The sequence below is a fragment of the Methanofollis ethanolicus genome, from assembly GCF_001571385.1.
In the GTDB taxonomy this organism is placed as follows: Archaea; Halobacteriota; Methanomicrobia; order Methanomicrobiales; family Methanofollaceae; genus Methanofollis; species Methanofollis ethanolicus.
Genome location: NZ_BCNW01000001.1, coordinates 2,220,931 through 2,244,090, shown reverse-complemented (window position 1 = coordinate 2,244,090; position 23,160 = coordinate 2,220,931). Strand labels below are relative to the sequence as shown.

20 protein-coding genes, 1 tRNA gene and 1 pseudogene are annotated in these 23,160 nt (G+C 60.0%); 7 read left to right on the top strand and 15 right to left on the bottom strand.

Going from position 1 to position 23,160, the window contains the following annotated elements:
- Positions 1-180 precede the first annotated feature (180 nt).
- On the top strand, positions 181-948 hold the full coding sequence (gene fdhD / locus MEFOE_RS10815) for a formate dehydrogenase accessory sulfurtransferase FdhD (RefSeq protein ID WP_067051982.1): 768 nt from the start codon (positions 181-183) through the stop codon (positions 946-948).
- A gap of 33 nt (positions 949-981) precedes the next feature.
- Positions 982-1,054: transfer RNA gene (locus MEFOE_RS10810), tRNA-Gln, on the top strand.
- Positions 1,055-1,074: 20 nt separating this feature from the next.
- Here MEFOE_RS10810 and MEFOE_RS10805 read toward each other — a convergent pair.
- Positions 1,075-1,788 carry a helix-turn-helix domain-containing protein gene (locus MEFOE_RS10805; protein WP_067051979.1) on the bottom strand — a complete coding sequence of 238 codons (714 nt, stop codon included), beginning with the start codon at positions 1,786-1,788 and terminating at the stop codon, positions 1,075-1,077.
- A 272-nt stretch (positions 1,789-2,060) separates the two neighbouring features.
- Between MEFOE_RS10805 and MEFOE_RS14765 the strand changes: the two are divergent.
- Positions 2,061-2,390 (top strand): annotated as a pseudogene (locus tag MEFOE_RS14765) (DUF3307 domain-containing protein); the annotation flags it as partial.
- A gap of 15 nt (positions 2,391-2,405) precedes the next feature.
- Positions 2,406-2,840: a hypothetical protein gene (locus MEFOE_RS14520; protein WP_235809612.1), complete on the top strand. Its 435-nt coding sequence runs from the start codon at positions 2,406-2,408 to the stop codon at positions 2,838-2,840.
- Between the two features lie 283 nt (positions 2,841-3,123).
- On the opposite strand, the gene MEFOE_RS10795 is transcribed toward MEFOE_RS14520, so the two are convergent.
- Positions 3,124-3,336, bottom strand: a complete 213-nt coding sequence (locus MEFOE_RS10795; RefSeq protein ID WP_067053239.1) for a type II toxin-antitoxin system HicB family antitoxin — start codon at positions 3,334-3,336, stop codon at positions 3,124-3,126.
- An 84-nt stretch (positions 3,337-3,420) separates the two neighbouring features.
- Between MEFOE_RS10795 and MEFOE_RS10790 the strand changes: the two genes are divergently transcribed.
- Positions 3,421-3,867 (top strand): CBS domain-containing protein, encoded by a 447-nt coding sequence (locus MEFOE_RS10790; protein ID WP_067051975.1) that lies wholly within the window; start codon positions 3,421-3,423, stop codon positions 3,865-3,867.
- On the opposite strand, the gene MEFOE_RS10785 is transcribed toward MEFOE_RS10790, so the two are convergent.
- The 12 genes from MEFOE_RS10785 to gatC all read right to left on the bottom strand — a co-directional run bounded on the left by MEFOE_RS10785 (position 3,845) and on the right by gatC (position 19,892).
- Positions 3,845-5,005, bottom strand: coding sequence for a cation:proton antiporter (locus tag MEFOE_RS10785; RefSeq protein WP_067051973.1), 1,161 nt, complete (start codon positions 5,003-5,005; stop codon positions 3,845-3,847). The genes MEFOE_RS10790 and MEFOE_RS10785 overlap by 23 nt on opposite strands.
- A 26-nt stretch (positions 5,006-5,031) precedes the next feature.
- On the bottom strand, positions 5,032-6,933 hold the full coding sequence (locus MEFOE_RS10780; protein ID WP_067051971.1) for a sensor histidine kinase: 1,902 nt from the start codon (positions 6,931-6,933) through the stop codon (positions 5,032-5,034).
- 216 nt (positions 6,934-7,149) lie between these two features.
- A complete protein-coding gene (locus tag MEFOE_RS14515; RefSeq protein ID WP_083523436.1) occupies positions 7,150-9,006 on the bottom strand; it encodes a fasciclin domain-containing protein in 1,857 nt (618 codons plus the stop codon).
- A gap of 7 nt (positions 9,007-9,013) precedes the next feature.
- Positions 9,014-9,745: a hypothetical protein gene (locus MEFOE_RS10770; protein WP_067051967.1), complete on the bottom strand. Its 732-nt coding sequence runs from the start codon at positions 9,743-9,745 to the stop codon at positions 9,014-9,016.
- A 410-nt stretch (positions 9,746-10,155) separates the two neighbouring features.
- Positions 10,156-12,000 carry a threonine--tRNA ligase gene (locus MEFOE_RS10765; protein WP_067051965.1) on the bottom strand — a complete coding sequence of 615 codons (1,845 nt, stop codon included), beginning with the start codon at positions 11,998-12,000 and terminating at the stop codon, positions 10,156-10,158.
- Between the two features lie 61 nt (positions 12,001-12,061).
- Positions 12,062-12,619: a dCTP deaminase gene (dcd, locus tag MEFOE_RS10760; protein ID WP_067051963.1), complete on the bottom strand. Its 558-nt coding sequence runs from the start codon at positions 12,617-12,619 to the stop codon at positions 12,062-12,064.
- Between the two features lie 26 nt (positions 12,620-12,645).
- Positions 12,646-13,359 carry an RNA methyltransferase gene (locus MEFOE_RS10755; protein WP_067053236.1) on the bottom strand — a complete coding sequence of 238 codons (714 nt, stop codon included), beginning with the start codon at positions 13,357-13,359 and terminating at the stop codon, positions 12,646-12,648.
- 5 nt (positions 13,360-13,364) lie between these two features.
- Complete coding sequence (locus MEFOE_RS10750) at positions 13,365-14,054, bottom strand: phosphoglycerol geranylgeranyltransferase (RefSeq protein WP_067053234.1); 690 nt, start codon at positions 14,052-14,054, stop codon at positions 13,365-13,367.
- Between the two features lie 13 nt (positions 14,055-14,067).
- Positions 14,068-16,887: a DNA topoisomerase I gene (locus MEFOE_RS10745; protein WP_067051961.1), complete on the bottom strand. Its 2,820-nt coding sequence runs from the start codon at positions 16,885-16,887 to the stop codon at positions 14,068-14,070.
- A gap of 3 nt (positions 16,888-16,890) precedes the next feature.
- Entirely contained in the window at positions 16,891-18,330 is a 1,440-nt protein-coding gene (gatB, locus tag MEFOE_RS10740) for an Asp-tRNA(Asn)/Glu-tRNA(Gln) amidotransferase subunit GatB (RefSeq protein ID WP_067051960.1), read from the bottom strand.
- Complete coding sequence (gene gatA, locus MEFOE_RS10735) at positions 18,327-19,622, bottom strand: Asp-tRNA(Asn)/Glu-tRNA(Gln) amidotransferase subunit GatA (RefSeq protein ID WP_067051958.1); 1,296 nt, start codon at positions 19,620-19,622, stop codon at positions 18,327-18,329. Before gatA ends, gatB begins: the two co-directional genes overlap by 4 nt.
- Positions 19,623-19,892: an Asp-tRNA(Asn)/Glu-tRNA(Gln) amidotransferase subunit GatC gene (gene gatC / locus MEFOE_RS10730; protein WP_067051956.1), complete on the bottom strand. Its 270-nt coding sequence runs from the start codon at positions 19,890-19,892 to the stop codon at positions 19,623-19,625.
- Positions 19,893-20,691: 799 nt separating this feature from the next.
- Here gatC and MEFOE_RS10725 point away from each other — a divergent pair.
- Positions 20,692-21,750 (top strand): DNA-methyltransferase, encoded by a 1,059-nt coding sequence (locus MEFOE_RS10725; RefSeq protein WP_083523435.1) that lies wholly within the window; start codon positions 20,692-20,694, stop codon positions 21,748-21,750.
- Between the two features lie 46 nt (positions 21,751-21,796).
- On the opposite strand, the gene MEFOE_RS10720 is transcribed toward MEFOE_RS10725, so the two are convergent.
- Entirely contained in the window at positions 21,797-22,492 is a 696-nt protein-coding gene (locus tag MEFOE_RS10720; RefSeq protein WP_067051954.1) for a hypothetical protein, read from the bottom strand.
- Between the two features lie 328 nt (positions 22,493-22,820).
- Between MEFOE_RS10720 and MEFOE_RS10715 the strand changes: the two genes are divergently transcribed.
- A complete protein-coding gene (locus tag MEFOE_RS10715) occupies positions 22,821-22,961 on the top strand; it encodes a zinc ribbon-containing protein (RefSeq protein WP_067051952.1) in 141 nt (46 codons plus the stop codon).
- Positions 22,962-23,160 lie beyond the last annotated feature (199 nt).

Here is a 23,160-nt window from a genome sequence, read left to right as displayed (position 1 = left end):
GTCTGAAACTTTGTTTCAAGGCGATCCTCCGGAACCGGTCTACCGAACATAGATATCGGCATGGCGGGAACCTGTATATCGGACCGTGTCCTCCTCTCTGGCGCCTGCCCGGAGGGGCGACACGGCGAAACACAGGTCGACCGCCCGGAATGATCTCCCGGATCGACAGAGGAAGAGTGTATGTTCAGAAAAATACCCTGCATCCGTTTTGACGGCGAAGGATTCGAGACGATCGCTCACGACGTCGTGGAAGAACTTCCTGTGGCCCTCTTCGTCAACGGGAGGCATGCGATGACTGCGATGATGAGCCCGGGCAACTTCGAGGATTTTGTCGTCGGCTATCTCTTCACCGAAGAGATCATAAAGGGGCCCGGGGAGATCGAGTCGATCAAGGTCGAGAAGAACCGGGTGAGCGTCCTGACGACGAACCCGTTCAAGTCCATCGGGACAAAGAAGACGATCCTTTCGGGCTGCGGGGGGAGCGTCTCGTATATCGACACGGAGAAACTCCCGACGGTCTGCTCCGACCTGACGGTCACGCCCGCCGAGGTCCTCGGCGCCGTGCAGTCGGTCCTCACCTCGGAGATCCACACGGCGACCGGCGGCGTCCACATCGTCGCCCTGCTCGACCGCGAGAAGGTGATCGCGGTCGCGGAGGATATCGGCAGGCACAATGCCCTCGACCGGGTGATCGGCTACGGCCTCCGGAACGGCGTCGACTTCTCCCTGACCTATGTCGTCTCGTCGGGCCGCATCTCCTCGGAGATGGTCCGCAAGTGTCTTGTCGCGAACATCCCCCTGATCGTCTCCCGCGGTGCGACGACCTCCCTTGCCGTGGAGACGGCGGAGAAGACCGGGCTCACGGTGGTGGGGTTCGCGCGGGGGGGAAAGTTGAACATCTACAGCCATCCTGGTCGGGTTGAGGGTGCGGATCAAAAAACAGAATGATATATCTGGAAAACCAACAGGTACCGACCGTTCACCCCCGTAGTGTAGTGGTCAATCATGCAGGACTTTGGATCCGGCGACCCCGGTTCGAATCCGGGCGGGGGTATTGAACACTCTGTTCTCAATTCAAGCAAGGTTATCGATTTTTATTTTTAGATCTCTGGAATTTGATTCTGAATTCAATGCTTCCCGGATCTTGTGGTGATATCTGGCTATGATCTTCTTTATGATGTCGTAATCGGTCTTTTTGATCCGATGCGAGATTGCGGATTGTGATACTCCTGATTTCTCGGCAATCTCTTGCTGTGACAATCCTTTGAAGAGACAGACCAGTGCCTCTGCCTGCCTGGGTGTAATCGAATCGAAAGAGCGATCGAGAAAGGCACAGTAGATCTCGAACTCTTCATTGATACCGGCCCACGGAGTTTTCACGACCATTTTTTTTCTGTCGTTCTTCATCCTGTCCAGTTCGGGGCCGGAGTTTCTGAATGCCTCCCCGTCCCCTTCACTGACCGGCCTGTCTTCAGGGAGGTAGTCAACGGTGCCGATACCTACTGCCACCCGTGCATCGAGGTGCTCCTGCCTGAGATTCCCGGAATATTTGCTCGAAATAAGGGCGAGTCGCAGGAGAATTGCATCTTCAAGGGCGTTTTCCGGATTTCGTGTTATGCCCTGGAATGAATCCCCTCTGAAAATCGAATATGGCTTTATAGTGTTTTTTCCTGCGTCTTCGAGGGTATTTCTAATAAACGCGATCAACTCGTCGCCATATTTATCCTTTAATTTTGTTGATTTGATTATATCGCCTGTTAAAACCCCGTAGATCCCCCTGTCGGCCATATAAACCCGTCAACTCCCGCACATGTGATATGTCAGATCCCTTTACTTATAGTTTGTCAATTATGAACTCCACAGTTGATAATTGTAAGATATTAACTATATTATTCATAATTGTAAGATATGAACTCCATACTTAATAACTCTTTAAAAAATTCTGTGTATGATGTCAGAGTGCTGATGCCCCTGCTCTTTTGTTTGAGGATAAAAATCGAGATATCCGGCAATTCCAGAACGTTTATTATGCGCTGCTGCACATCTGTTCCCGATAGCGGATGGATCCCCTGACAGAGATGAGTTTTGCCTTTTTCCTTTCCTTGGTTATGTCTCATCTGTTGGTTGATTTTGTTCTTCAACCCGATCGCTGGGTTGCGGATAAAACCAAAAATAAATGGCACTCGTCTTATCTTTACATACATGGCACTCTTGCCGGCGTCCTCGCTTTTGTACCGACTCTTTATTTTTGTGGGTGGACTCTGGCGATAGGGGTCTTTATCATCGTCTGCCTCACTCATCTCATTATTGATGGTTTTAAAGCACAATTGAACGATACAGATGGGAACTCCGCGACATACACGGATGTCCGTCTTTTTTTCATAGACCAGGCGCTCCATATTCTGGTGGTGATATTGATATGGTGGTGTATCTGTGGCCTCAACCCGGCAACGTCGAATCTGTCTTGTGATGATGTCACGATCTCCACCGTGATCGTCATCCTTCTTGGGTATCTCATTGTCCTCTGGCCCGGGGGCGTCTGTATCGGGAAACTCATGGGTTATATTGAATTAAAGGCGAACAAAGAGAACAAAGGAACCGAAGATGACGGGTTAAAAAATGCAGGGACATATATCGGTTATCTCGAACGTTTTTTGATACTCTCCTTCATTCTCGTGGATCAGTATACGGCCATAGGATTTTTAGTGGGTGCGAAGGCGATATTCCGGTATACTGATAAAAGAGACATGAGCGAATACATTCTCACCGGGACGCTGCTAAGTTACAGCGTTGCAACCCTTGTCGGGATGGGTGTTGTATATTTTTTAAACCTCACCTGATCCCTTTTTTTATGTCCTGTCCCGGTGACGTCCGACCTGGTTACTGCCGCCTCGTCTCTTCCTGATCCTCTACCTCACCATATCCGGCGTCCGACCGTGCCCGGGTCACCTCGGTGTCGTCGGCGAGAGGCGCCCGCAGTCGTCGGGACAATGCCGGGTGGTCGGCCCGACAATGGTTTTGCAGTGCGGGCACTGAACGGGGACCATACTCTCGTCGGGAGTGAGGAGGCCGTCTGCCTGCTTCGGATTTTGAAAGAGATTCTGAGATGGTCTTGCATGCACCTTATTGCACACTCACATAGGACGCGGAGGACTGCGGCTCGGGCACCGGGAGACCGTCTTCGATCAGTCCCCTGACATGCATCTCAATGGCGACCTGCATCTTCTCCTCCGCCTCCTCCCGCGTCTTCCCTGTCGCCACGCACCCCGGCAGGTCGGGAGAATGTGCCGAATAGTTCCCTTCCGTCTTTTCGATAACGATGAGATATCGATACATTCTCATCACCTCTTTCATCCTGCCTGTTTGAAAATACCTCCCCAAAACCTCTATACCCCTCCACCCCCACACACCCCTGATCCCATGCAGCCCACCGACATCCCGGTCGCCGCGGTCATGGCAGAGGGCGTCCCCACTATCGGCCCGGCCACCCCCCTGCCCGAGGTCTTCGAGCGCTTCGCCGCACCGGGCTGCACCGACCTCGTCGTCGCCGGGGAGGACAACCGCTTCCTGGGCTTCATCACCGCTCTCGACCTCCTCGCCGCCGTCGGGCCTGTCGTCGGCGTGCGGAGCCGCCGGAAGACCGCCTGCCTGGAGTGCCTCCTCAGGCGCGACGTCACCGTGGCCGCCGACATCATGACCCGGAGCCACATCACCGTCCCGGCCACCGCCACCCTGAGGGAGGCGATGGAGGCGATGGAACGCTACCGCTACCCCGTGCTCATCGTCGTCGACAGGGACGGGGTCGCCGTCGGCAGACTCGAAGTCTGCATGATCATCGCCCACCTCAGGGTGGCCGGCCACCTGTAGGGAGCCACCGCCGGCAGGCGGCCGCCATCAGGGCCGGGGTGACGACGACCGTGACGATGACCGTCACCATGAAGGCCGAGAAGAGGGGGGGCGTGATCAGGCCGCCGATGAGGGCGACCTTCGCCACCACCAGGGTGATCTCCCCCCGCGGGCAGAGGCCGATGCCGACGACCAGGGCCTCGGCCCGGCTTGCCATAAAGGGGAGGGCCCCGAGGTAGCCGCCGAGGATCTTGCCTGCAAAGGCGACGACGACGAGGGGCGGGACAAGGGGGGAGAGGACGACCTCCGGGCCCGCCTCGAAGAGCAGGCCGACGGATGCAAAAAAGATCGTCACGAAAAAGCCGAACGCGAAATCGGCAAGCCCGTCGAAGAGTTCCCTGTCGTTCCGGATCTGGTCGCCGAGGAGCAGGCCCGCGAAGAACGCCCCGACCGCGTAGTGGAGACCGGCGAGGTTGGAGAGCCAGCCCATCAGCAGGGCAATGGCGATCGCCGCCGAGTACGGCATCTCGTGCGTCCTGCTCTGCCGCGCCCTGACCAGAATGTACGGCAGGAGGCGCTTCCCGATAATGATGCTCCCCAGGATAAAGGCCGCCCCCGCCGCCACCGTGTACGCCGCCGCCCCGCCGCTCCCCGAGACGACGGCGGTGAGCACCGCGAGGAGGACGATCCCGAGGATATCGTCGATCACCGCCGCCCCCGTGATCGTCGTCCCGGCGGGGGTGTCCAGGCGCCGCAGGTCGATCAGGGCCCGCACCGCGATCCCGATCGAGGTGATGGAGAGGGCGATGCCGACAAAGAGCGTCTCCACAGGGGAAAAGCCCGCCGCCATCCCGAGGAGGATGCCGAGGGCGAGAGGCACGCCGACCCCCGCGAGCGCCGTCGAGACGGCCGCCTTCTCCGAGGCCGCAAAGGACTTCATGTTCATCTGGACCCCGCTGATGAAGAGCAGCGCGATGATCCCGATATCGGCAAAAAACTCGATGGCCCCGCCATACGCCACGAGGCCGAGCACAGACGGCCCCAGCAGGACCCCGGCGCCGATCTCCCCGATCAGGGCCGGATAGCCCGTCCTCTCGACGATCTCCCCGAAGACCTTCGCCACGACAAGGACCAGGATCACCTGGAGCAGGGGGTCCATCGCAGGGTGATCCCCTCAGGGCCCACTTATTCCTGCCGCTCGTCAGGCGCCTTCCTGAGGGTGAAGCGGACCGCCGCCCCGCGGCCGGACTCTCCGGGCACGCGGTCGTCGGCCCAGACCCTGCCACCGTACCTCTCTACCAGGGACCGCACGATATAGAGGCCGAGACCTTTCCCGCTCCGCTTGTTCGTCCCCTTCCTGAAGCGGGTGAAGATAACACCTTTCATCTCGTCCGGGATGCCGGACCCCGTGTCCTCCACCGAGACGCGGACCTCTCTTTCCTCGTCCTCGACCTTCACAAAGACCTCGCCCTGCCCGTCCATGAACTTCACCGCGTTCCCGATCAGGTTCGAGAGGACCTCGGGCAGGAGTGCGTCCGCCCAGACCATCACCGTCCTCCCTTCGTAGAAGATGGCGGCGTCAGGGTGGTGATTGACCGCCTCCCTGATCATGGCGTCCAGGTCCACCCTTTCGAGGGGGAGGTTTTTCTGGTGGATCAGCCTGATCGTCGCCACATTCTGGATGATCTCCGAACTCCTGAGAACGCTCTGCCTGATCCTGTCGGCCTGGTACTTTTCCTTCTCGACAAGGTGCATGAGCAGCATCTGGGCATAGCCGAGGGCGACGGTGTTTGCATTGTTGATGTCATGGGACATGATGTCCAGGTAGAGGTTTGCCTCCTCGTTCGCCCTGGTGAGGGCGGCGGTGCGGCGGCCGATGATCTCTTCGAGGTTCTCGTTGGTCTTTTTCAGTGCGTCTTCGGACTCCTTCGCCCTCCGGATGTTCTCCTTGAGCGATGCGACCATCGCATTGATGCTGTCTTCGAGGCGGCGGAACTCGATACCATGCGTGTGCCTGATACGGTGGTCGAGGTCGCCCCGCGCAATGCGGTCGATGTCCTCGACCACCTGCGAAACCGGCCTGGAGATATAACTGACAACGCCATAGGAGACAAGGACACTGCCGAGGACCGCGAGGAGGGCGATCGTCAGGTGCGAGAGAAAGAGGCCGGCCAGTTTGCTCTCCATGGGGGCGGTCGTGTAGGTGAGTTCGATCACCATGCTCATGTCGGAGGCGTAGTCGGGATCGCGCAGGTCGACATACAGGTAACGGTACTCTTTTTTCTGCCCGGGGTCGGGGTAGACACTGCTCTCTCTCCCGGCAAGGGCCTTCATGACCCGCATCTTCTGGACCGGGTCCGGCACATAACTCTTGTTCCCGACGACCTTCCCCATCGTGTCGAAGATCCGGATCGTTTCGAGGTCGGGGTTGAGGTTCTTGAGGGCCTCGGCGGTCTGGACATAGGAGAGACCGAGTTTCCGGTCCTTCAACTGGTCGGGGACCAGGCCCAGTTCGAAGAGGTAGCGGTGGTCGGGCGAGGGCATGTAAGCAAATTTCCTGACAGCCCCGGTCGACTGCTCCCGCACCACCCGGTCGGCAGAGAAGGAATCTCCTTCGCGGATATCTGTGATGTATTCGTAGAAGTAGGGGACATTCTTGAAGTCGAGGCCGACTTCAGGCGCGTAGGTGCTGTATTCGATGACCCCGGTGCTGGTGATCACATACAGGTCCATCGTCCCGCCGAGTTCTTCCTTCAGCGCGATGAGGTCCATCTGTGCGGGGTCTCTCCCTGCGCGTTCGTACGTTTCGATAAACCCTTTGAACCTCTCTTTCATCTGTGCGTTCAGGGTATCGTCGTACATCTTGAGGCCCTGGTCGACGAGGATCATCCACTGCGTGACGCTGATCTCGGTCTCGTCCTTGAGGAGACGGTTCTTGTCGATGAGTTCGTTCTGCGCCTCGATGTACGAAATTGATGAGAGGAGGGCGATGACAATGACGATAATGACCAGGACGCAGATCAGGAGGTTTTTATGGAAAGAACTGTTTTTTCCCGGTAAAATTCCTGGCATGTTCATGTATGTCATCACGGGGTATTATTCAAAAATAGTGCCCCGATATAATATATTCATTTTTAAATGATTCTCGTACCTGTCCATCTGTCGATATATGCTCTCCTCATACCACAGATCACTATTTCTCGTTTTTCTGTCGTTCTAATCTCACCTGCTCACAATTTTATACCTAATTCGAAAATCATTGTTTAAATTCGGTTTTTATGACTAAAAAAGAAAATTTGGGGTTTAGATCATGTCGAAGAGCATGACAATGTCGTCATAGTCGACCTTGCCATTGGTGTTGAAGTCGAAGAGGGGTACCAGGTTGTTCTCCTCGACCCACTGCATGTTGGTGTTGAGGGCGATGACGTCGTCGTACTCGATCTCCCCGTTCCCATTGACGTCCTCGTACTTCCCGTCGTTATTCGGGTCTGTCGGCGGGTTCTCGTATCCCGGGAACGCCGGTGGCGGTGCTATCGGCGTCACGTTGAGGGAGGCGGTCATCATGTCGGGCATGATCGGTCCTCCTCCGTCGGCCGTCATCCTGACGACCTCGACGCTGAGGTTTGTCTGGCCCTCCATCACGCCGAGGACCGTTATGTTTGCAAGACTGACATTCGTGGCCCCGGCCGCGATGGTGTCCATCATGTCGCCGGCCTTGATCTCCACAATCGTGTCGGGCAGTGCCGAGGTGTTGGTCGGCATCGCCCAGTCAGGATAGGTGACATTGACGATCTCGGCGACACCTTCGGCTCCCGTGTCCACGTTCAGGGTGTATCCGGCAAGGCCGTCAGGGGCCGTGTTGAGGATCAGGGCGTATTCGACCGTGCTCCCCACGTCGACAGATGCGTTCAGGGGCTCGAAGAAGATCTCGGGGACGATGACCGGCGGCGCCTCGCTGACATTGATGTAGTCGAGGATTTCAAAGTTGTCACTGGCGCCGGTGTCGTCGGCCACGGTCAGGTTGACGGTGAAGGTCCCGCTGGTGTTATACATATGAGCAGGGTTCTGCTCGGTCGAGAACGCGCCGTCACCGAAGTCCCAGTACCAGACGGTCACGTCGCCTGTGGAGAGGTCGGTGAACTGGACGGTCAGCGGCGCCTCTCCCTTCGTCACGTCGGCCGAGAAATTGGCCTCAAGTCCTGCGGGTTCGGGCTCTTCCGGCGGGATCAGGACCGCGTCGATGACATGGACGATGCCGTTCGTGCACTCGATGTCCGCGGCTGTCACCATGGCGTCGTTGATCATGACGGTGCCGTTCGCCTCGTCCACGGTGACGGTGACGTTCTCACCGAGCAGCGTCTGGAGTTCGGTCATCCCGGCAATATCTGCTGCGGTGTACGTCTCTCCGGCCACATGGTAGAGGAGGACGTCTTCGAGTGCGTCGGTGTCATTGACGAGGCTGTCGAGCACGCCTGCCGGCAGGTTCGCAAATGCGTCGTCTGTCGGTGCGAAGACGGTGTACGTTCCCGGTTCATCGAGCGTGGCGTTCAGGCCCGTGAGGTCGAGGGCGGTAACGAGAGTCGTGACGTTCCCGTCGGCGACCGCGGTCTCGTAGATGGTCTGGCCTGCCTCGCCGGTGACCGTCAGGTTTGCCGGGACGGTGGTGACCGTCGGCGTGCCGCCCTGCCCGTCAACGACCATGTCGGGTGTCAGGGTGACCCCGGTCGTGCCCGCGGCGTCGCCGCGCACCGTCACCGTGAAGAGAGTCTGGTTCTCAGCGGCGGCAGCCGGCGGGGTGAGGTTCTGGGCTGTTACCCAGACGCTGTCGCCGGGTACCGTTCCGCTCTCACCCATGCTTACATCTTCGGGGAAGACGATCTCCGTGATCTCGCCCACCATACCGTCGTCGAGGCTGACGGTGATGTTGTAACTGTCGATGCACGCCGTCTCGTTCATCGCTCCCGGCGGGTTGCAGGCTCCCACCACGTCATAGGTCGTCGTCTCGTTCGTGCCGATCTCCGCCTCTGCGGGCATGAGGCTGAGAGTAATGTCCATCTGGTTCGCTACGAATCCCGGACCGTCGTCCGGAGCCCCCTGCACCGGAAAGATGCAGGCGAGCAGTACGATGCCGATCAAAGGCATCCAATGTATTGATTTCATATGTCTTTCACTTCCTTTTCTTGAGCCAGAATACCCAGACGAGTGTCGCCACGAGGAGCACCGGGCAGAGCGGTGCAGGCTTCGGCGTCGGTTCCCCCGCGGTCCCGGTCACCGCGACTGCGTCGGTCCCGTATGCGGTCGTCGAAACCTGTGCCGGTGTTTCCGGCGTCGCCGGTAATGCGGTCGTCAATTCCGGTGCCGGTGGTGTGATCGTCTCCGTCTGGAGCGGGGTCACGCTGTTCCCATCCGACGAAGACGAGGATGATGCACTGCCGGTTGTCCCGACCGAGATCTCCGTCCTGAGGTCTTCGACCTGGTAGTCCTCGCCCCTGTCGTTTTGCACCTGTACAGGTCTGATCATGAGGCCGGTCAGACCGTCCTTCTCACCCCTGATGGTGACGGTCCCGACGAGGGCGGTGCCATTCCCTGTTTCAGCCTTTTTGCCGAGGTCCACCGCCTGCATCCAGGTCGTGTCGGCCGGGACCGTCCCTGCCGTATGAAGGCCGGCCCACTCCGGAAAGGCAAGGCCCGTGATCTCCGCAACCCCGGGTTCGGTGAGAGCAAGCGTGATGTTGTATCCTGAAATCCCTGTATCGACCCCTGTGAGGGTGATCGGGATCTCTACGGTCTTTCCAACGTCTATGGCCACGTTTTCGCCCGCATCGAACGCGGGCCCGGCCAGAACAACGGCAACGAGGCCGGCAAGGAGTATTGCTGAGATGCCTATCTGTCGTATCATTCTCTCACCATCCCGGAGAGGGCGATCACCGCATTGCCAACCCTTCCGGGGTCTGCGGTACATTTCGGTTGTATCTGCCGTTCACGAAGGACGGCCGTACCTGCAAGACCGGGAGGCGACGTCCCCGATCCCTGCGGGACCGACGGTTGCCCGCGAATAATGTGTATAAAGTGCGGTTCTGGTATGCATGGATGTAATCGCTCGATGGTGTGCGTCGATGATGTTTTTCTCTGGGCTCCACGTCCGGTGAGTCCTATACACGACAAATTATTATATATAATTTATCTTATTCTGGAGATATGAAAAGTTGGCACTGTCGCGAGTTTTTATCATGGGTCGCTCAGGTATGGGGACTTTTTACCCCCGGAGAAAAAAAGAGGTGGTGAAATTTTCACCAATGTGTGGGGGGTTCAGATGAACCGCGGCCTGATAGAGAGTTTCTTTGCGGTGTACATCGGGCGGAAGGGCTTGCCTGTGCACTCCTCCTTCACGGCGGCGATGAGAGCGTCGGCCGTCATCTCTTCCTTGTGCGGCTTCTTCGGCTCGGAGAGTTTCCTGACAGTCACGGTCAGTTTCCCCTCGTCCATCTCGCGGTCGCCGATGACGGCCACATAGGGCACCCACTCGGTCCCGGCCTCGCGGATTTTCTTGTTCACCGACTCGTCGCGGTCGTCGTGGTCGGCCCTGACACCGGCGGCGTTGAACTTTTCGCAGAGGTCGGCGGCATAGGCCACATGCCTCTCCGCGACCGGGACGAAGCGGACCTGCGTCGGGGAGAGCCAGGTGGGCAGGTGCGGCACAGGCTGGTAAGCGGTGTTTTCGAGCATGGCGCAGATGACGCGCTCGATCGATCCTGTCGGGGAGCAGTGGAGGATCGGCGGGTGGACCTCGGTGCCCGCGACGTCGCGGTAACTGATATTGAACCGGGTGGAACTCTCCACGTCAATCTGGACGGTCGGGTTCTCGATCGGTCTGCCCTGGCCGTCGATGGCGGCGAGGTCGATCTTCGCGATCCAGTAGTGGACGCGGTCGGAGAGCACCTCGATGAAGAGGGGCACGCCCGACTCCTTCACGATCTTCTTGATCCAGTCCTCGTGCTGGTCGTAGAACTCCTGCGTGCACCTGAACGCCCCGACGAGCGGCGTCCCCAGGTCGACACCGCTCTGCCAGCCCATGCGGAGCTGTTCCTCGAAGCAGGTGAGAGCGTTGTCCATGTCCCGGCAGAGGGTGTGCATGTCCGGCATCGTGAAGGCCCGGAGCCTCTTCAGCCCGATGACCTCGCCCGACTGCTCGTGCCTGAACGAGTACGTGGAGAGTTCGTACATCTTCATCGGCAGGGTGTTCGGGGAGATGTGCATGTCGCGCATGAACGAGAACATGCCGAAGCATGCCGCAAACCGGAGCATCATGTTCCTGTTCCCGCTCTTGAAGCGGTACTGCCTCTCACCGAACTTTGCGGCGTGCTCGGAGATCGCGGGGTCGCCGAGGTCGTACATCACCGGCGTCTCGACGGGCATGCCGCCGTAGTCCAGGACGAGGCCGAGGACGTAGTCCTCGAGGAGGTCGCGCACCAGCCTGCCGCGGGGCATCCAGCGGAGGTGGCCGACATCTGAGGCCGGTTCGTAGTCGACGAGCTCCTTGGAGCGCATCAGGTCGACGTGGATCGGTTCGCCGCCGGCAGGCGTCGGCTTCCCGAGTTCCTTCTTCACGAGGGACCCGAAGGCCGAGTCGTCGCAGCAGGACTCGGCGTCCAGCCGCTCGCCCTCGGGGGTGAGGACGAAGAACGTGTGGGTGACCTGCTTCTTCGCAGGCTTTGCCGCACCCTCTTCCCCTTCTCCCGGCAGGATGGTCCGGGAGAGTTCGGAGAGGGGGTGACCCTTGCACGAGAGGGTGAAGGCCTTGTACCAGCCGAAGGGAGCGCGCTTCACGGTCAGGTCGCCGGAGGCCTTGAGGTCCTCTTCGATGGCCGTGAGCGCCTTTTTGGCAACGTCGGGTGCCGCAAGGTCGGAGCTCAGGTGGGCGTACGGGTAGATGAGCACCCGGTCGGTCTGGAGCTGAGCCGTCGTCTTCCTGACCTCGGCGGCCGCCTGGGCGACGACGTCGTCGATATCTTCTTCGTCTGCCGATTCGATGGCACAGAAGGCGACGAGCGCCTCGTCGAGGGCGTCGGAGAGGACTGCCCCCTCCTCGGCGACCGACGTCTTCTTCTGCGCCTTATAATCAATGTGGTCTGAGTGAATTAAGAGAAGCCGCATGGAAAACCCCTTCTTTACGATCTATAATCTCCGTAATTGTACGTGTTCCCTCTATTTATCTTCAAACACTCTTCTCGTTCTCGTGGTACCGCGAGAGAGTCGCCTGGCGCTGGTCCATGTATTTTGCGTCCTTCTTCAGGTTATACGGGTTCTGTGCACGTTCGGTCGTGTAGAAGACGAGCTGGCCGATCGGCATCCCGGCATACATGCGCACAGGCCGCTGGTTGACATTGCACATCTCCAGGGTGATGGTGCCCCGGAAACCTGCGTCAATCCATCCGCCGGTCTGGTGGAGTTCGATTCCGAGACGGGCGATGGAACTTTTCCCTTCGATGCTGGCGACGACGTTGTCCGGGAGGGTCACGGCTTCGAGCGTCTCCGCGAGCATGAAGTCGCCCGGATTCATGACGACCGAGGCGGCGCGGGTCTCGCGCACATGGGAGGTGACGCTCTCTTTCTCGTAGGGATCGATGACGTCCTCGCCCGGTTCGTACCAGACAAAATGGTCCCCGAGCCTGATGTCCAGGGAGTTGGGTTGTATGAGGGCCGGGTCATAGGGGTCGATGCTGATCTGCCCCCGCCTGATGCGGTCCTCGATCTGCCAGTCAACAAGGATCATTGGGTAGGAGTACGTTGTCAGGAGAATTAAGGTGATTGCTCCTCGCCCGGGTGGTCGAGGTGCCACTCTGTCCTGCGGAGGAGGCCGTGGAAGGTCGTGACCTCGCGCGTGGTCAGCGCCGTCCTCCCGAGGACGCGGCGGAGCATCAGCAGGGTGTTGGCGCGCTTGTGGTCGGGGTGCTCGATCCTCGCGAGAAAGTTTCCGAAGTGCTCGATGAGGGCCTCGCGCTGGGTCTTTCCGGCAAGGCGGTAGGTGCCGCGCGGCAGGTGGGCGAGTTCGTAGCAGACGACGGCGACGGCATGGGAGAGGTTCATGATCGGGTAGATCTCGGCGGTCGGGATGGTGCAGATGAGGTCGCAGCGCGAGACCTCGTCGTTGTTCAGTCCCCAGTTCTCCCGGCCGAAGAGGATGCTCACCCGTCCGTCGACCTCGCCGACGACCGACCGGATCTCGGCCGGCGTGTAGTAGGGCATCCGCATCGAGGTGCAGACCGACTTGGAGAGTTCGCCTGTCGTCGCCACGACGAGGTCGCTCTCTGCATAGACCTCGTCGAGAGTCTTTCTCTCCGCGCCTTCGAGGACGTCGAGCGCGTGGGAGGCATGGGCATGGGCCTCGTCCCCGAGGGGGCAGGGGTCGACCAGCACGAGTCTGGTGAACCCGAAGTTCTTCATGGCCCGGGCGACGGAACCGACATTGCCTTCGTACAGGGGTTCCACGAGGACGATCGCAATCTCGGGCATGCCGGTCACTGGACGGCCCGGACAGTCGCCCTCAGGGCATCGAGGCCTTTTTCATAGACGGCGTTGCCGACGACGATCGTGTCGGCATACCGCCCCATCTCCGCGGCCTTCTCCGCGGAGTCGATGCCGCCGCCGTAGTAGAGCACCGCGGTGTCGATCGCCTCTGACGCCGCTTTCACGACGGCGGGGTCGCCGTAGGTACCCGAGTACTCGATGTACACGACCGGGAAGTGGAAGTAGTGCTCGGCGGTCCGGGCATAGGCGGCGACCTCCGCAGGCGTGAGGTCGCAGACGGCCTTCGTCACCTTCCCGACCGAGGAGGCCGGGTTGAGGACGACGTAGGCCTCGGGGACGACGCGGTCCCAGGGGATGTCCGGGCTCTGGAGCGCCCACTGCTGGTGTTTGCCGACGACCCAGCGGGCGTCCGGGGTGTTGAGGACGCTCGGGACGAAGAGCATGTCGACGCCTTCGAAGACGGCCCCCGAGGGGTCGGCCGGTTCGACGACGAGGGGGATGCCGTAGCCTTCGACCTGCTCGCGCAGGTCGGCAAGGTTCTCGGGTGTCACATTCAGGGTGCCGGAGAGGAGGACCGCGTCGGTCCCGCTCGTGGCGACCCCTTCGACTGCGTCCTGGGTGAGGTGCCTGTCGGGGTCGAGTTTCGTCACATGTGCCCAATTTTTCCAGTTCTGATGCATATCCGTCATGTGTTCACTTCTGTGGAGGGTGTCCTGTCGATAGAGATGCGCTGTACTCCCTGATCTTTTCTGCGGGGATGCCGCTCTTCCGTGCGGCTTCAACGGGTTCGGCGGCGGCGAGGCTGGCCGCGTCGGTGATCCCGGCCTTGTAGAGTTTTTCGAGAGTCGCCTCGCCGAGGCCCGGTAGTGCCAGGAGTTCTTCCCGCCCTTTTTCCAGTTTCTTCTGGGTGATCTTTGCCGGGGTTTTCAGCCCGATGGTGCTGCAGGCCGCCTCGGCGTGGCGGCAGACCGTCTCGACCCTGATCCCGCTCGCCGTGCTGATGTACGCAGGGTGGAGGGTGGCGAAGTCCTCGGGGCCCTGGAGCCCTGCGCCGACATATTTTTTGATGCTCACTGCGGGGAGACCGACCTCCCGTAACCGGCGCTCGCTGCAGAGGGCCCGGGCCTTTGCCAGGAGTCCGTCTGCCTCCTCTGCGGAGATCCCGGTCTGGGCGATTTTTTGCGGGTTCGCCGCGGCAAGGGCGGCGATGTCGTCGATACCGACCTCAAGCAGTTTCTTTGCGATCTTCGCATGGCTTCTCCCGCGCCTTGGCGGGATCTCGGCCCTGATGAACTTCTTCAGTTCGGAGCGCCTGCGGAGGCTGTCGAGCACCTCGTTTGCCTCGGAGACGAGTATCCCGGCCGTCTTCTCGTCGACATCGAGTTTCCGTGCCATGTCCCCTGCCGGCATATGGGCGAGTTCGGGGACCGTGTAGATGTGACGGGCGTGGAGACGTCCGATGAGGCCGTCTGTCATGTGGGGCATCATCCGCAGGGTCTCGGTGTTCGACTCGATGTGCGAGCAGAGCGGGCAGCCGATGTCCCAGGGCCGTGCGCCTTTCCTGATCAGCCTGATATGGTTGAGTTCGTGGCGTTCGCAGACTTTGTCGAGCCTGATCGCCTTCCCCCACTGGACGCCGGGGAGGCTGATGTTGAAGGTGCATTCGGGGTATCCCGAGCATCCGATGAACTGCGAGGCCCCGTGTGCCTGCCGGATCCGGAGGGGTTTCCCGCAGACCGGGCAGGGGCCGACGGTCTTCTCCTCGACGGTCCTGCCGATGATCTCGTCCCCGATCTGGTCCTCATGCGCCTCAAGGTCTTCGAAGACGGAGTGGAGCATCTCCCGCGACTCGCCGACGACGTCGTCCTTTGTCCGTCTGTTCTCCTTGATCTGCTGCATGTGGGACTCGAGGAGGCGGGTCATGTCGGGCCGCGTGATCGTGTCCGCGTGGCCTTCCAGGGACTCGATCACCGCCATGCCGACGAGGGTGGGGCGCAGGGGGGTGCCCTGCACGTACCGCCGGGAGACGAGTTTCTGGATCACCTCGTGGCGCGTGGACTTCGTGCCGAGGCCGAGTTCCTCCATCGTCTGGATGAGGCGGCTCTGGGTGTAGCGCGGCGGCGGGGTGGTCTCCTTCTCTTCAAGGTCTTTTCCGAGGATGGGGAGGCGTTCGCCGACGGTGCAGGCCGGGATCACGTGTTCCGCGGCCTCGCTGTACGGGTAGACCCGCCGCCACCCCTCTTCCTTCAGGCGTCCGCCGGTGACGGTGTAGGGTTCGCCGCCAGCGTCGACGTTCACCTTCATGGTATTCCAGACGGCGTCGGGCGAGAGGGTCGCAAGGAACCGCCGGACGACGAGTTCGTAGATCTTCCACCGGTCGTCGCCGAGTTGCTCGCGGCCGGCGGCGCCGGTCGGGTGGATGGGCGGGTGGTCGGTGCTCGACTTCTTCCCCCGCGTCGGTTCGGGCCGCCTGTGCATCTCGACCCAGGCGACGTCCCGTGCGAAGACCGTGTTTTTCAGTGTATCAAGCACCTCGCCGAGGTTCAGGCTTGCCGGATAGACGGTGTTGTCCGTCCTCGGGTACGAGATGAAACCGTTCATGTACAGGTCTTCGGCGATGCGCATCGCGTTCGATGCGGAAAAACCGATCCTGCCTGCGGCGACGAGGAGGGCCGTGGTGTCGAAGGGCGTCGGCGCCCGGTCGTTCTTGACCCCTTCCCGCACCTCGGTGACGGTGAGAGGTTCCTGTGTCCGCGCCTCTGCGGCGAGGGCCTCCGCGTGGTCGGTGAACCGGCCGTGGGTGTGGCGGAGTTCAAGGGAGTCGGCGCCCTTCTTCGTATCGACGGTGAGCATCCAGTACTTCTCGGGCACGAAGGCCTCGATCTCCCTCTCGCGGTCGACGATCATCGCAAGGGTCGGACTCTGGACGCGGCCGACCGAGAGGATATTTTCCCCGCCGCGTTTCGCGGCGATGGAGATGAACCGCGTGAGGGATGCGCCCCACATCAGGTCGATGACCTGGCGCGATTCGCCCGCGGCCGCAAGGGCGAAGTCGAGTTCCGCGAGTTCGGAGAAGGCGCGGTTGATCTCCTGCGGCGTGATTGCCGAGAACTTCGCCCGCAGGATCTGCACGCCCTTATTCACTTCCCTCACGAGTTCGAGGGCCTCCTTGCCGATCAGTTCGCCCTCGGCATCGAAGTCGGTGGCGATGACGACGCGGTCGGCCTTCTTCGCGAGTTTCTGGAGAAGGGCGACGATCTTCTTTTCTGTCGGTTTCTTGACGATCCCGGCGTCGATGAGGCTACGCGGCGGGCGCTCCTCGCTCCGCCAGTTGGTATATCCGGCCTCGAAGTCGACCTCGACGACATGGCCTTTCAGGCCGACGACGACGGTGTCGCCGAAGGCGTAGGTGTCGACGCCCCCCTCTTTCCGGGTGGTGACCTTCTGGTCTCTGGCGAGGATGGCGGCGATCCGCCGCGCCGAGATGTTCTTTTCTGCGACAATGAGGTGCACGGCCTATGTTCCCCCCTCTGGGGTGATACGGGCGGCAATAAGGGGCGTGATCTCCTTCGGGTCGGCTTTGCCCCTGGTCTTTTTCATCACCTGGCCGACAAGGAAGTTGAGAGCGGCGTTCTTGCCGGCGCGGACGTCCGCGACCGCCTGCTCGTTCTCCGCGATCACCTCGTCGATGACGGCGGTGAAGGCGTCGGCGCTCCCCTTGCCGAGGTTGTGGGTGCGGACATAGTCTGTCGGCATCTCGGGCGTCTCGCCCTTCATGACGGCGTCGAGGATCGCCCGCAGCACGTCGACGGCGACCCTGTCAGTGATCTCGTTCTTGCCGGCGAGGGCGATGAGGTCGGCGAAGTGGTCGAGGGGCACCGTCGTCACGGGCATGTCCCGGTAGTTCAGTTCGCCGAGGAGGGTGTCCGCTGTCCAGGTGGCGGCCAGGGCCGGGTCGGCCTTCGCCGCAAGGGCCTCGTAGAACTCGGCGAGGCGGAGGTCGCCGGTGAGGGTCCGGGCATGGTTGAGGGAGAGGCCGTACCGGGCCATGAAGCGGTCGCGCCGGGCGTCAGGGAGTTCGGGGAGGACGACGTCCCGTGCCCAGTCCCGCACCCGCAGGGGGCAGAGGTCGGGTTCGGGGAAGTAGCGGTAGTCGGTTTCCGTCTCCTTGGACCGCGCCGAGGTGGTGATGCCGCGGGCCTCCTGGAAGTGGCGGGTCTCGCGCACGACCCTGCCGCCGCGCCTGATCATGCCCTTCTGCCGGGTGATCTCGAAGGTGAGCGCCTTTTCGACGCCCCTGTACGATGTGATGTTCTTGATCTCGACCCTCTCCGATCCCCTGATGGAGATGTTTGCGTCCACACGGAGGGCGCCCTCGCGCTCGCCGTCGAAGACGCCGAGGTATTCGAGGGTCGCCCGCATCTTGGTGAGGAACCGACGCGCCTCTTTCGGCGACCTGAGGTCGGGTTCGGTGACGATCTCGATGAGAGGGATGCCGCTCCTGTTGTAGTCGACGAGGGTGTAATGGGCGCGGGCGGTGCCGCCGACGTGGACGAGTTTGCCGGGGTCCTCTTCCAGGTGGATCCTGGTGATCTCGACCTTCTTCTCGATTCCGTTGTCGTCCTCGATCTCGAGGTAGCCCTTCACCGCGAGGGGCCTGTCGTACATCGTGATCTGGTAGCCCTTCGGGAGGTCGGGGTAGAAGTAGTTCTTCCGTGAGAACTCTCCTTCCTCGGGGATCTCCAGGTTGAGGGCGCGGGCGACCTTCAGGCCGTACTCGACGGCCTTTTTGTTGATCATCGGCATTGCGCCGGGCAGGCCCATGCAGATGGGGCAGACATGGGTGTTCGGGCCGTCGTTCTTGTAGTCGGTCGAGCACCCGCAGAAGAGTTTGGTCTTCGTGTTCAACTGGCAGTGGATCTCGAGCCCGATGATCACGTCTGTCGTGTCGCTCATGCCCTCACCTCCTCGTAGGCACGGGCGGCGTCGATGATCCGCTCCTCCTCGCAGTGTCTGCCGATGAGTTGCAGGCCGACGGGCAGGCCGCTCACGGTGCCGCAGGGGACCGAGATCGCCGGGACGCCGGCGAGGTTTGCCGGGACGGTGAGGATGTCGGCGAGGTACATGGAGAGGGGGTCGGTCTTCTCGCCGAGTCTGAAGGCGGTCGTCGGCATGGTCGGGCCGGCGACGACGTCCACGTCGGCGAAGAGGCGGGCGAAGTCGTCGCGGACGTTTTTGCGTGCCGCCTGGGCCTTCGCATAGTATTTCCCGTAGTACCCGGCGGAGAGGGCGAAGGTGCCGAGCATGATGCGGCGGCGCACCTCCTTGCCGAAGTGGGTCTTGCGGTGTTCCTGGTATGACTCGTGCCAGGAGGGGATGATGTCGTTTGCCGGGCCGTACCTGACGCCGTCGAACCGGGCGAGGTTCGAGGAGGCTTCGCTCGTGCAGGTGACATAGTAGGCCGCGAGGGCGTACTTCATGCTCGGCATGGAGCACTCGACGATCTCGGCGCCGAGGTCGGCGAACCTGTCGATCGCCGCCCTGACGGTCTTTCCGACGGCGGGGTCGACGCCTTCGCCGAAGAACTCATGCGGCACGCCGACCCGCAGTCCCCTGATCTCGGCCGAAGGCGTGTGGGTGTACGGCCGGTCGAGGGAGGTGGCGTCGCGGGGGTCGTGCCCGGCGATCGCCGCAAACAGGCGGGAGACGTCGTCCACCGTCCTCCCCATCGGGCCGATGCCTTCGAGGGAGTTCGCATAGGCGATGAGGCCGTACCGGGAGGTGCGGCCGTAGGTCGGCTTCAGCCCGACGATGCCGCAGAAGGCGGCGGGGCAGCGGATAGAGCCGCCTGTGTCGGTGCCGAGGGCCATCGGAACCATGCCCGCGGCGACGGCGGCGGCGCTTCCGCCCGAGGACCCGCCGGGGACGCGGGTCGTGTCCACCGGGTTGGTGGTCGGCCCGAAGGCGCTCGACTCGGTCGTCGTGCCCATGCCGAACTCGTCCATGTTGGTCTTGCCGACGATGGCGGCCCCGGCGGCCTTCAGGCGCTCGACGACGAAGGCGTCGTACGGCGGGACATAGCCCTTCAGGACCGCCGACCCGCAGGAGGTCTGGATGCCGGCCGTCGAGATGTTGTCCTTGACGGCCACGGGCACGCCGGCCAGGGGGCCGTCGCCGTGCTCCGCCTCGCGGCAGAGGGTGATGAAGGCGTTCCAGCGGTCGTCCGCGTCACAGGTGATCTTCCCCACTCACATCACCTTCGGGGCCTTGATATAGTCGTCTTCCGTCTCTCCGGCGTTATCGAGGGCGGCGGCGACGGTGAGGGACGGCACGACCTCATCTTCCCTGAAGATATTGATCTTTTCCGCCTCCGGTTTTTCGCTCGCCTCGACCTGGTCCAGGAGGTCGAAGTATTCCAGGATTGCGTTGAACTGTCCGGTGAACTCGGCCAGTTCGTCGCGGGTTATCCCGATATCTGCAAGTATGGCAATGTGTGCCACGTCTGATTCAGAAACCATGCATGTCCCTACCCATGTCAGTTAAGTACCCCTGTACCGACGTATATAACCGTTATCCTGCTGCCAACAGCATGAATTGATTATTATAACCGGGAAATGCCGGCCTTTTTTTCGGCGAGGGTAATTTTCCTGTCTGAAGGTTGATCCCCACACGGTAATAAAATACCCGCATGTGTACCTGAGTCTGGATCGCCGTGCCGTCCGGGTAAAGATTCTCTCTCATCACCGTCCGCGGGCGGCGCATCGGCACAAAAGATCCTATTTTCACGGGCCGTACGGGGGGACGGCGCCCATGGTTTTCGGCCTGCCGGAGGCCTCAGCCGCGCTTTTTCGGGTCGTGCACGGCCCAACTTTACCGGTTCGCTCCATGCGGCGTTTTTGTGTGCGATGACCGGAACCGATCCTGCGCCGGTGGCCGAGAACCAGGCGGCCCGACGGGTGGCTCACTCAGGCATATCCGGGAGGGGACGGCCGCTGACGTGGTGCGGGCGGTGGACTGGCTCACCGGGGGACCGGCCTCCTTCATCGCCACCCTACCCCCGCCGGCGGCCCGTGCTGACGCACCGACCGCCGGACCCCCCCTATCGCAACAGACTGCCCCGGAGGGGAGGAGCGACCGAGAGGCGGCGGGCGGGTGTGCCGACTTCACCCGAAGGGGATGCTCGCCCATCCCCTGAGGGGGAACGTCGGGGAAAGAAGAGAAAATGAAAAGGATTAGAAAGGGTGAAAAAGATATGAACTCATCACTATTTGCAGAATGTCGGCAGATTGAAATGAATCAGCACGGAGGTACGTACACATGGAACCGATAATTACGCCCACGGGTAAATTTTACAATGAAGACTGCATATCGGGGGCAAAAAAACATATAGAATCAAATTCTGTCGATCTTATCATCACCGATCCCCCGTATGGCATCAATGGGGATAAACTCCACCTGCACTATAATAGAAACGAGGCTTTTGTCGTTGAAGGGTATGTCGAAGTTCCCGCGTCAGAATATGGTGAATTTAGTCTGAACTGGATAAAAGAGGCGGAGCGCATTCTTAAGCCGGGTGGATCCATCTACATTGTTTCGGGATATACGAACCTCTATCATATTCTCTCTGCTCTTCGGCAGACCTGTCTTGAAGAAATCAATCACATAATCTGGAAATACAATTTCGGAGTCTATACCAGCAAAAAATATGTGTCGTCCCATTATCACATTCTCTATTACCAGAAACCAGGTGGGAACAGGACATTTAATCTGGAATCGCGGTTCGGGGTTACGGAAAAAGCAGTGGATAATGGTTCATTGAACTATCAGGACCGTGAAGATGTCTGGATCATCAACCGTGAATACAAGCCGGGGCAGGTGAAAAACAAGAATGAATTGCCGACTGCCCTGCTCACGAAAATGATACAGTACAGTAGCAATGAAGGGGATCTGGTCTGTGATATGTTCCTGGGAGGCTTTTCAACCGCAAAAATTGCTATCGGTCTGAATCGCCGGGCGACGGGTTTTGAGATCTCCCCTTCGATGTTTGATACGAAAACCGAAGAAATAACAAACATCAAACCAGGAAGTCTTCTGTCCACACTCAGAGATCCTGAGATCGAGGAGAAGGCGAACCAGGGCAAGGCATGGACCGAAGATGAGAAAAAGGCCCTGCTGATCAGGTTCAATCAGCTTATCGAATCCGGCGAAACAAAGAAAAACACGATAGAAATACTGGAAAAGGAACTTGGCCGAGGCCGGTGGTCCCTTGAGAAGATGCTGAAGAATCTGGGCCAGTCCAATGGCAAACGAGGCAGACCGAAGAAAAAAGTAGGTGATGGAACGCTCAGAGGTCAATCAGTTCTTTCTTATGAATAACTTTTTTTTCCCTGTTTTTTTTCCCTGTGAAGAATGGCAGGAACGATCAATACCTCACAGAGGCGACTTTCAGTGAACGAGGGGCTTTGTCGGTCCGAAGTGCATATTTTGCACGTCTTGGGCTGCCGTCGGCATTCCGCATACCTTTCTGGAAAAATTTCAGCCACCCTTCTTCAATACCCCTATCGAGAACGGATTGATCCTCTATGAAGTAGGCATCGATGCTGTCGATGTCGAATGCGACTTTTCTCATTCTGGACGTTGCACCGCGCCTGACCCGTTCATGTTCGTATGCCGAAGTCCCGCCTTTTAGGATGTCGTGCCATACTTTGAACTCCCCGGAGTTATCGAATTGTGCTTCTCCTTTTACGACGATGAAACCCACTCCACCGTTCTCCGCAACACACGACTCGACTGCTTCCTGATCATTGAGGATCATCGGTTCGTTTGGTGTCCCTTTGTTCGTATGTTTCGGGTGTGCCTTCAGGTCCCAGACGAGGTGCCGCTTATAATCAAATGTCGTGTTTCCATAGGCCGGACCGAGGGCGCCCCCGAGGGTTTCGGAGAGGACGGAAAATATCTTGTATTCATAATACCACCCGACCCATTCCATCTGGCGCCATTGGTAGTCGGCCTCTTTTAATTCCAGAATCGCGTCTTTTCCATCGACGTGTTTGGGAAGTTTTTCACGTAAAATAGATATTATATCCTCTGCTTCTTCAAAAAGGCCGTTGGGATACATACGATCTTGATCAGAATGTTGTGAATGATAAAATGATCATTTTGAGTTCGTATCGGGGATATTTGGATAATGGAGAGAATATTTTTTGGTCCCAATAATGGGGAGCATTGGGTTTCGCCCCCGAACGGAGCACGGTGCCGGCGGCACGGTGCTCTGCGAGGACACGGCACAGCCGCCGGCGAGGAGCAGGAGCGACGAAGCCCACCCACCCAGATCGGGGAGGAGGCCCCTGGTGTGCTGCGAGCACTGCGGGCCGTCGGCAGATTCACCCCACACTTTCAGCCCCCGCACAGCCCACCTTTATCGGACCTAACTCCGTTCTCTCTTTATGTCATACACATCAGGCGACAGACCGGGCACGGGCAGATACCTCTGCCTCGGGTGCGGAAAGGTCCTCACCCTCGACCACACCACCGACACCCTCCCGCCGTGCCGCGTCTGCAAAGGTGACGAGTACAGGAAAGAGTGAACCTCGCTGTTTCGCGGTGAGAGGATCACGGTGTCCACCGTGTACCGTGAGACGAGCACACGATGACCGTGCGGTCCCCTCCCACAAGAGAGACATGTGCAGACCACAGAACCCGGCGTTCGCGCCCGCCCGGCAGGTGCCGATACCGGCTGCCCTTTCCCACACCCTCGCGGACAACCGCAGGGTTCTCGCGCTGCAA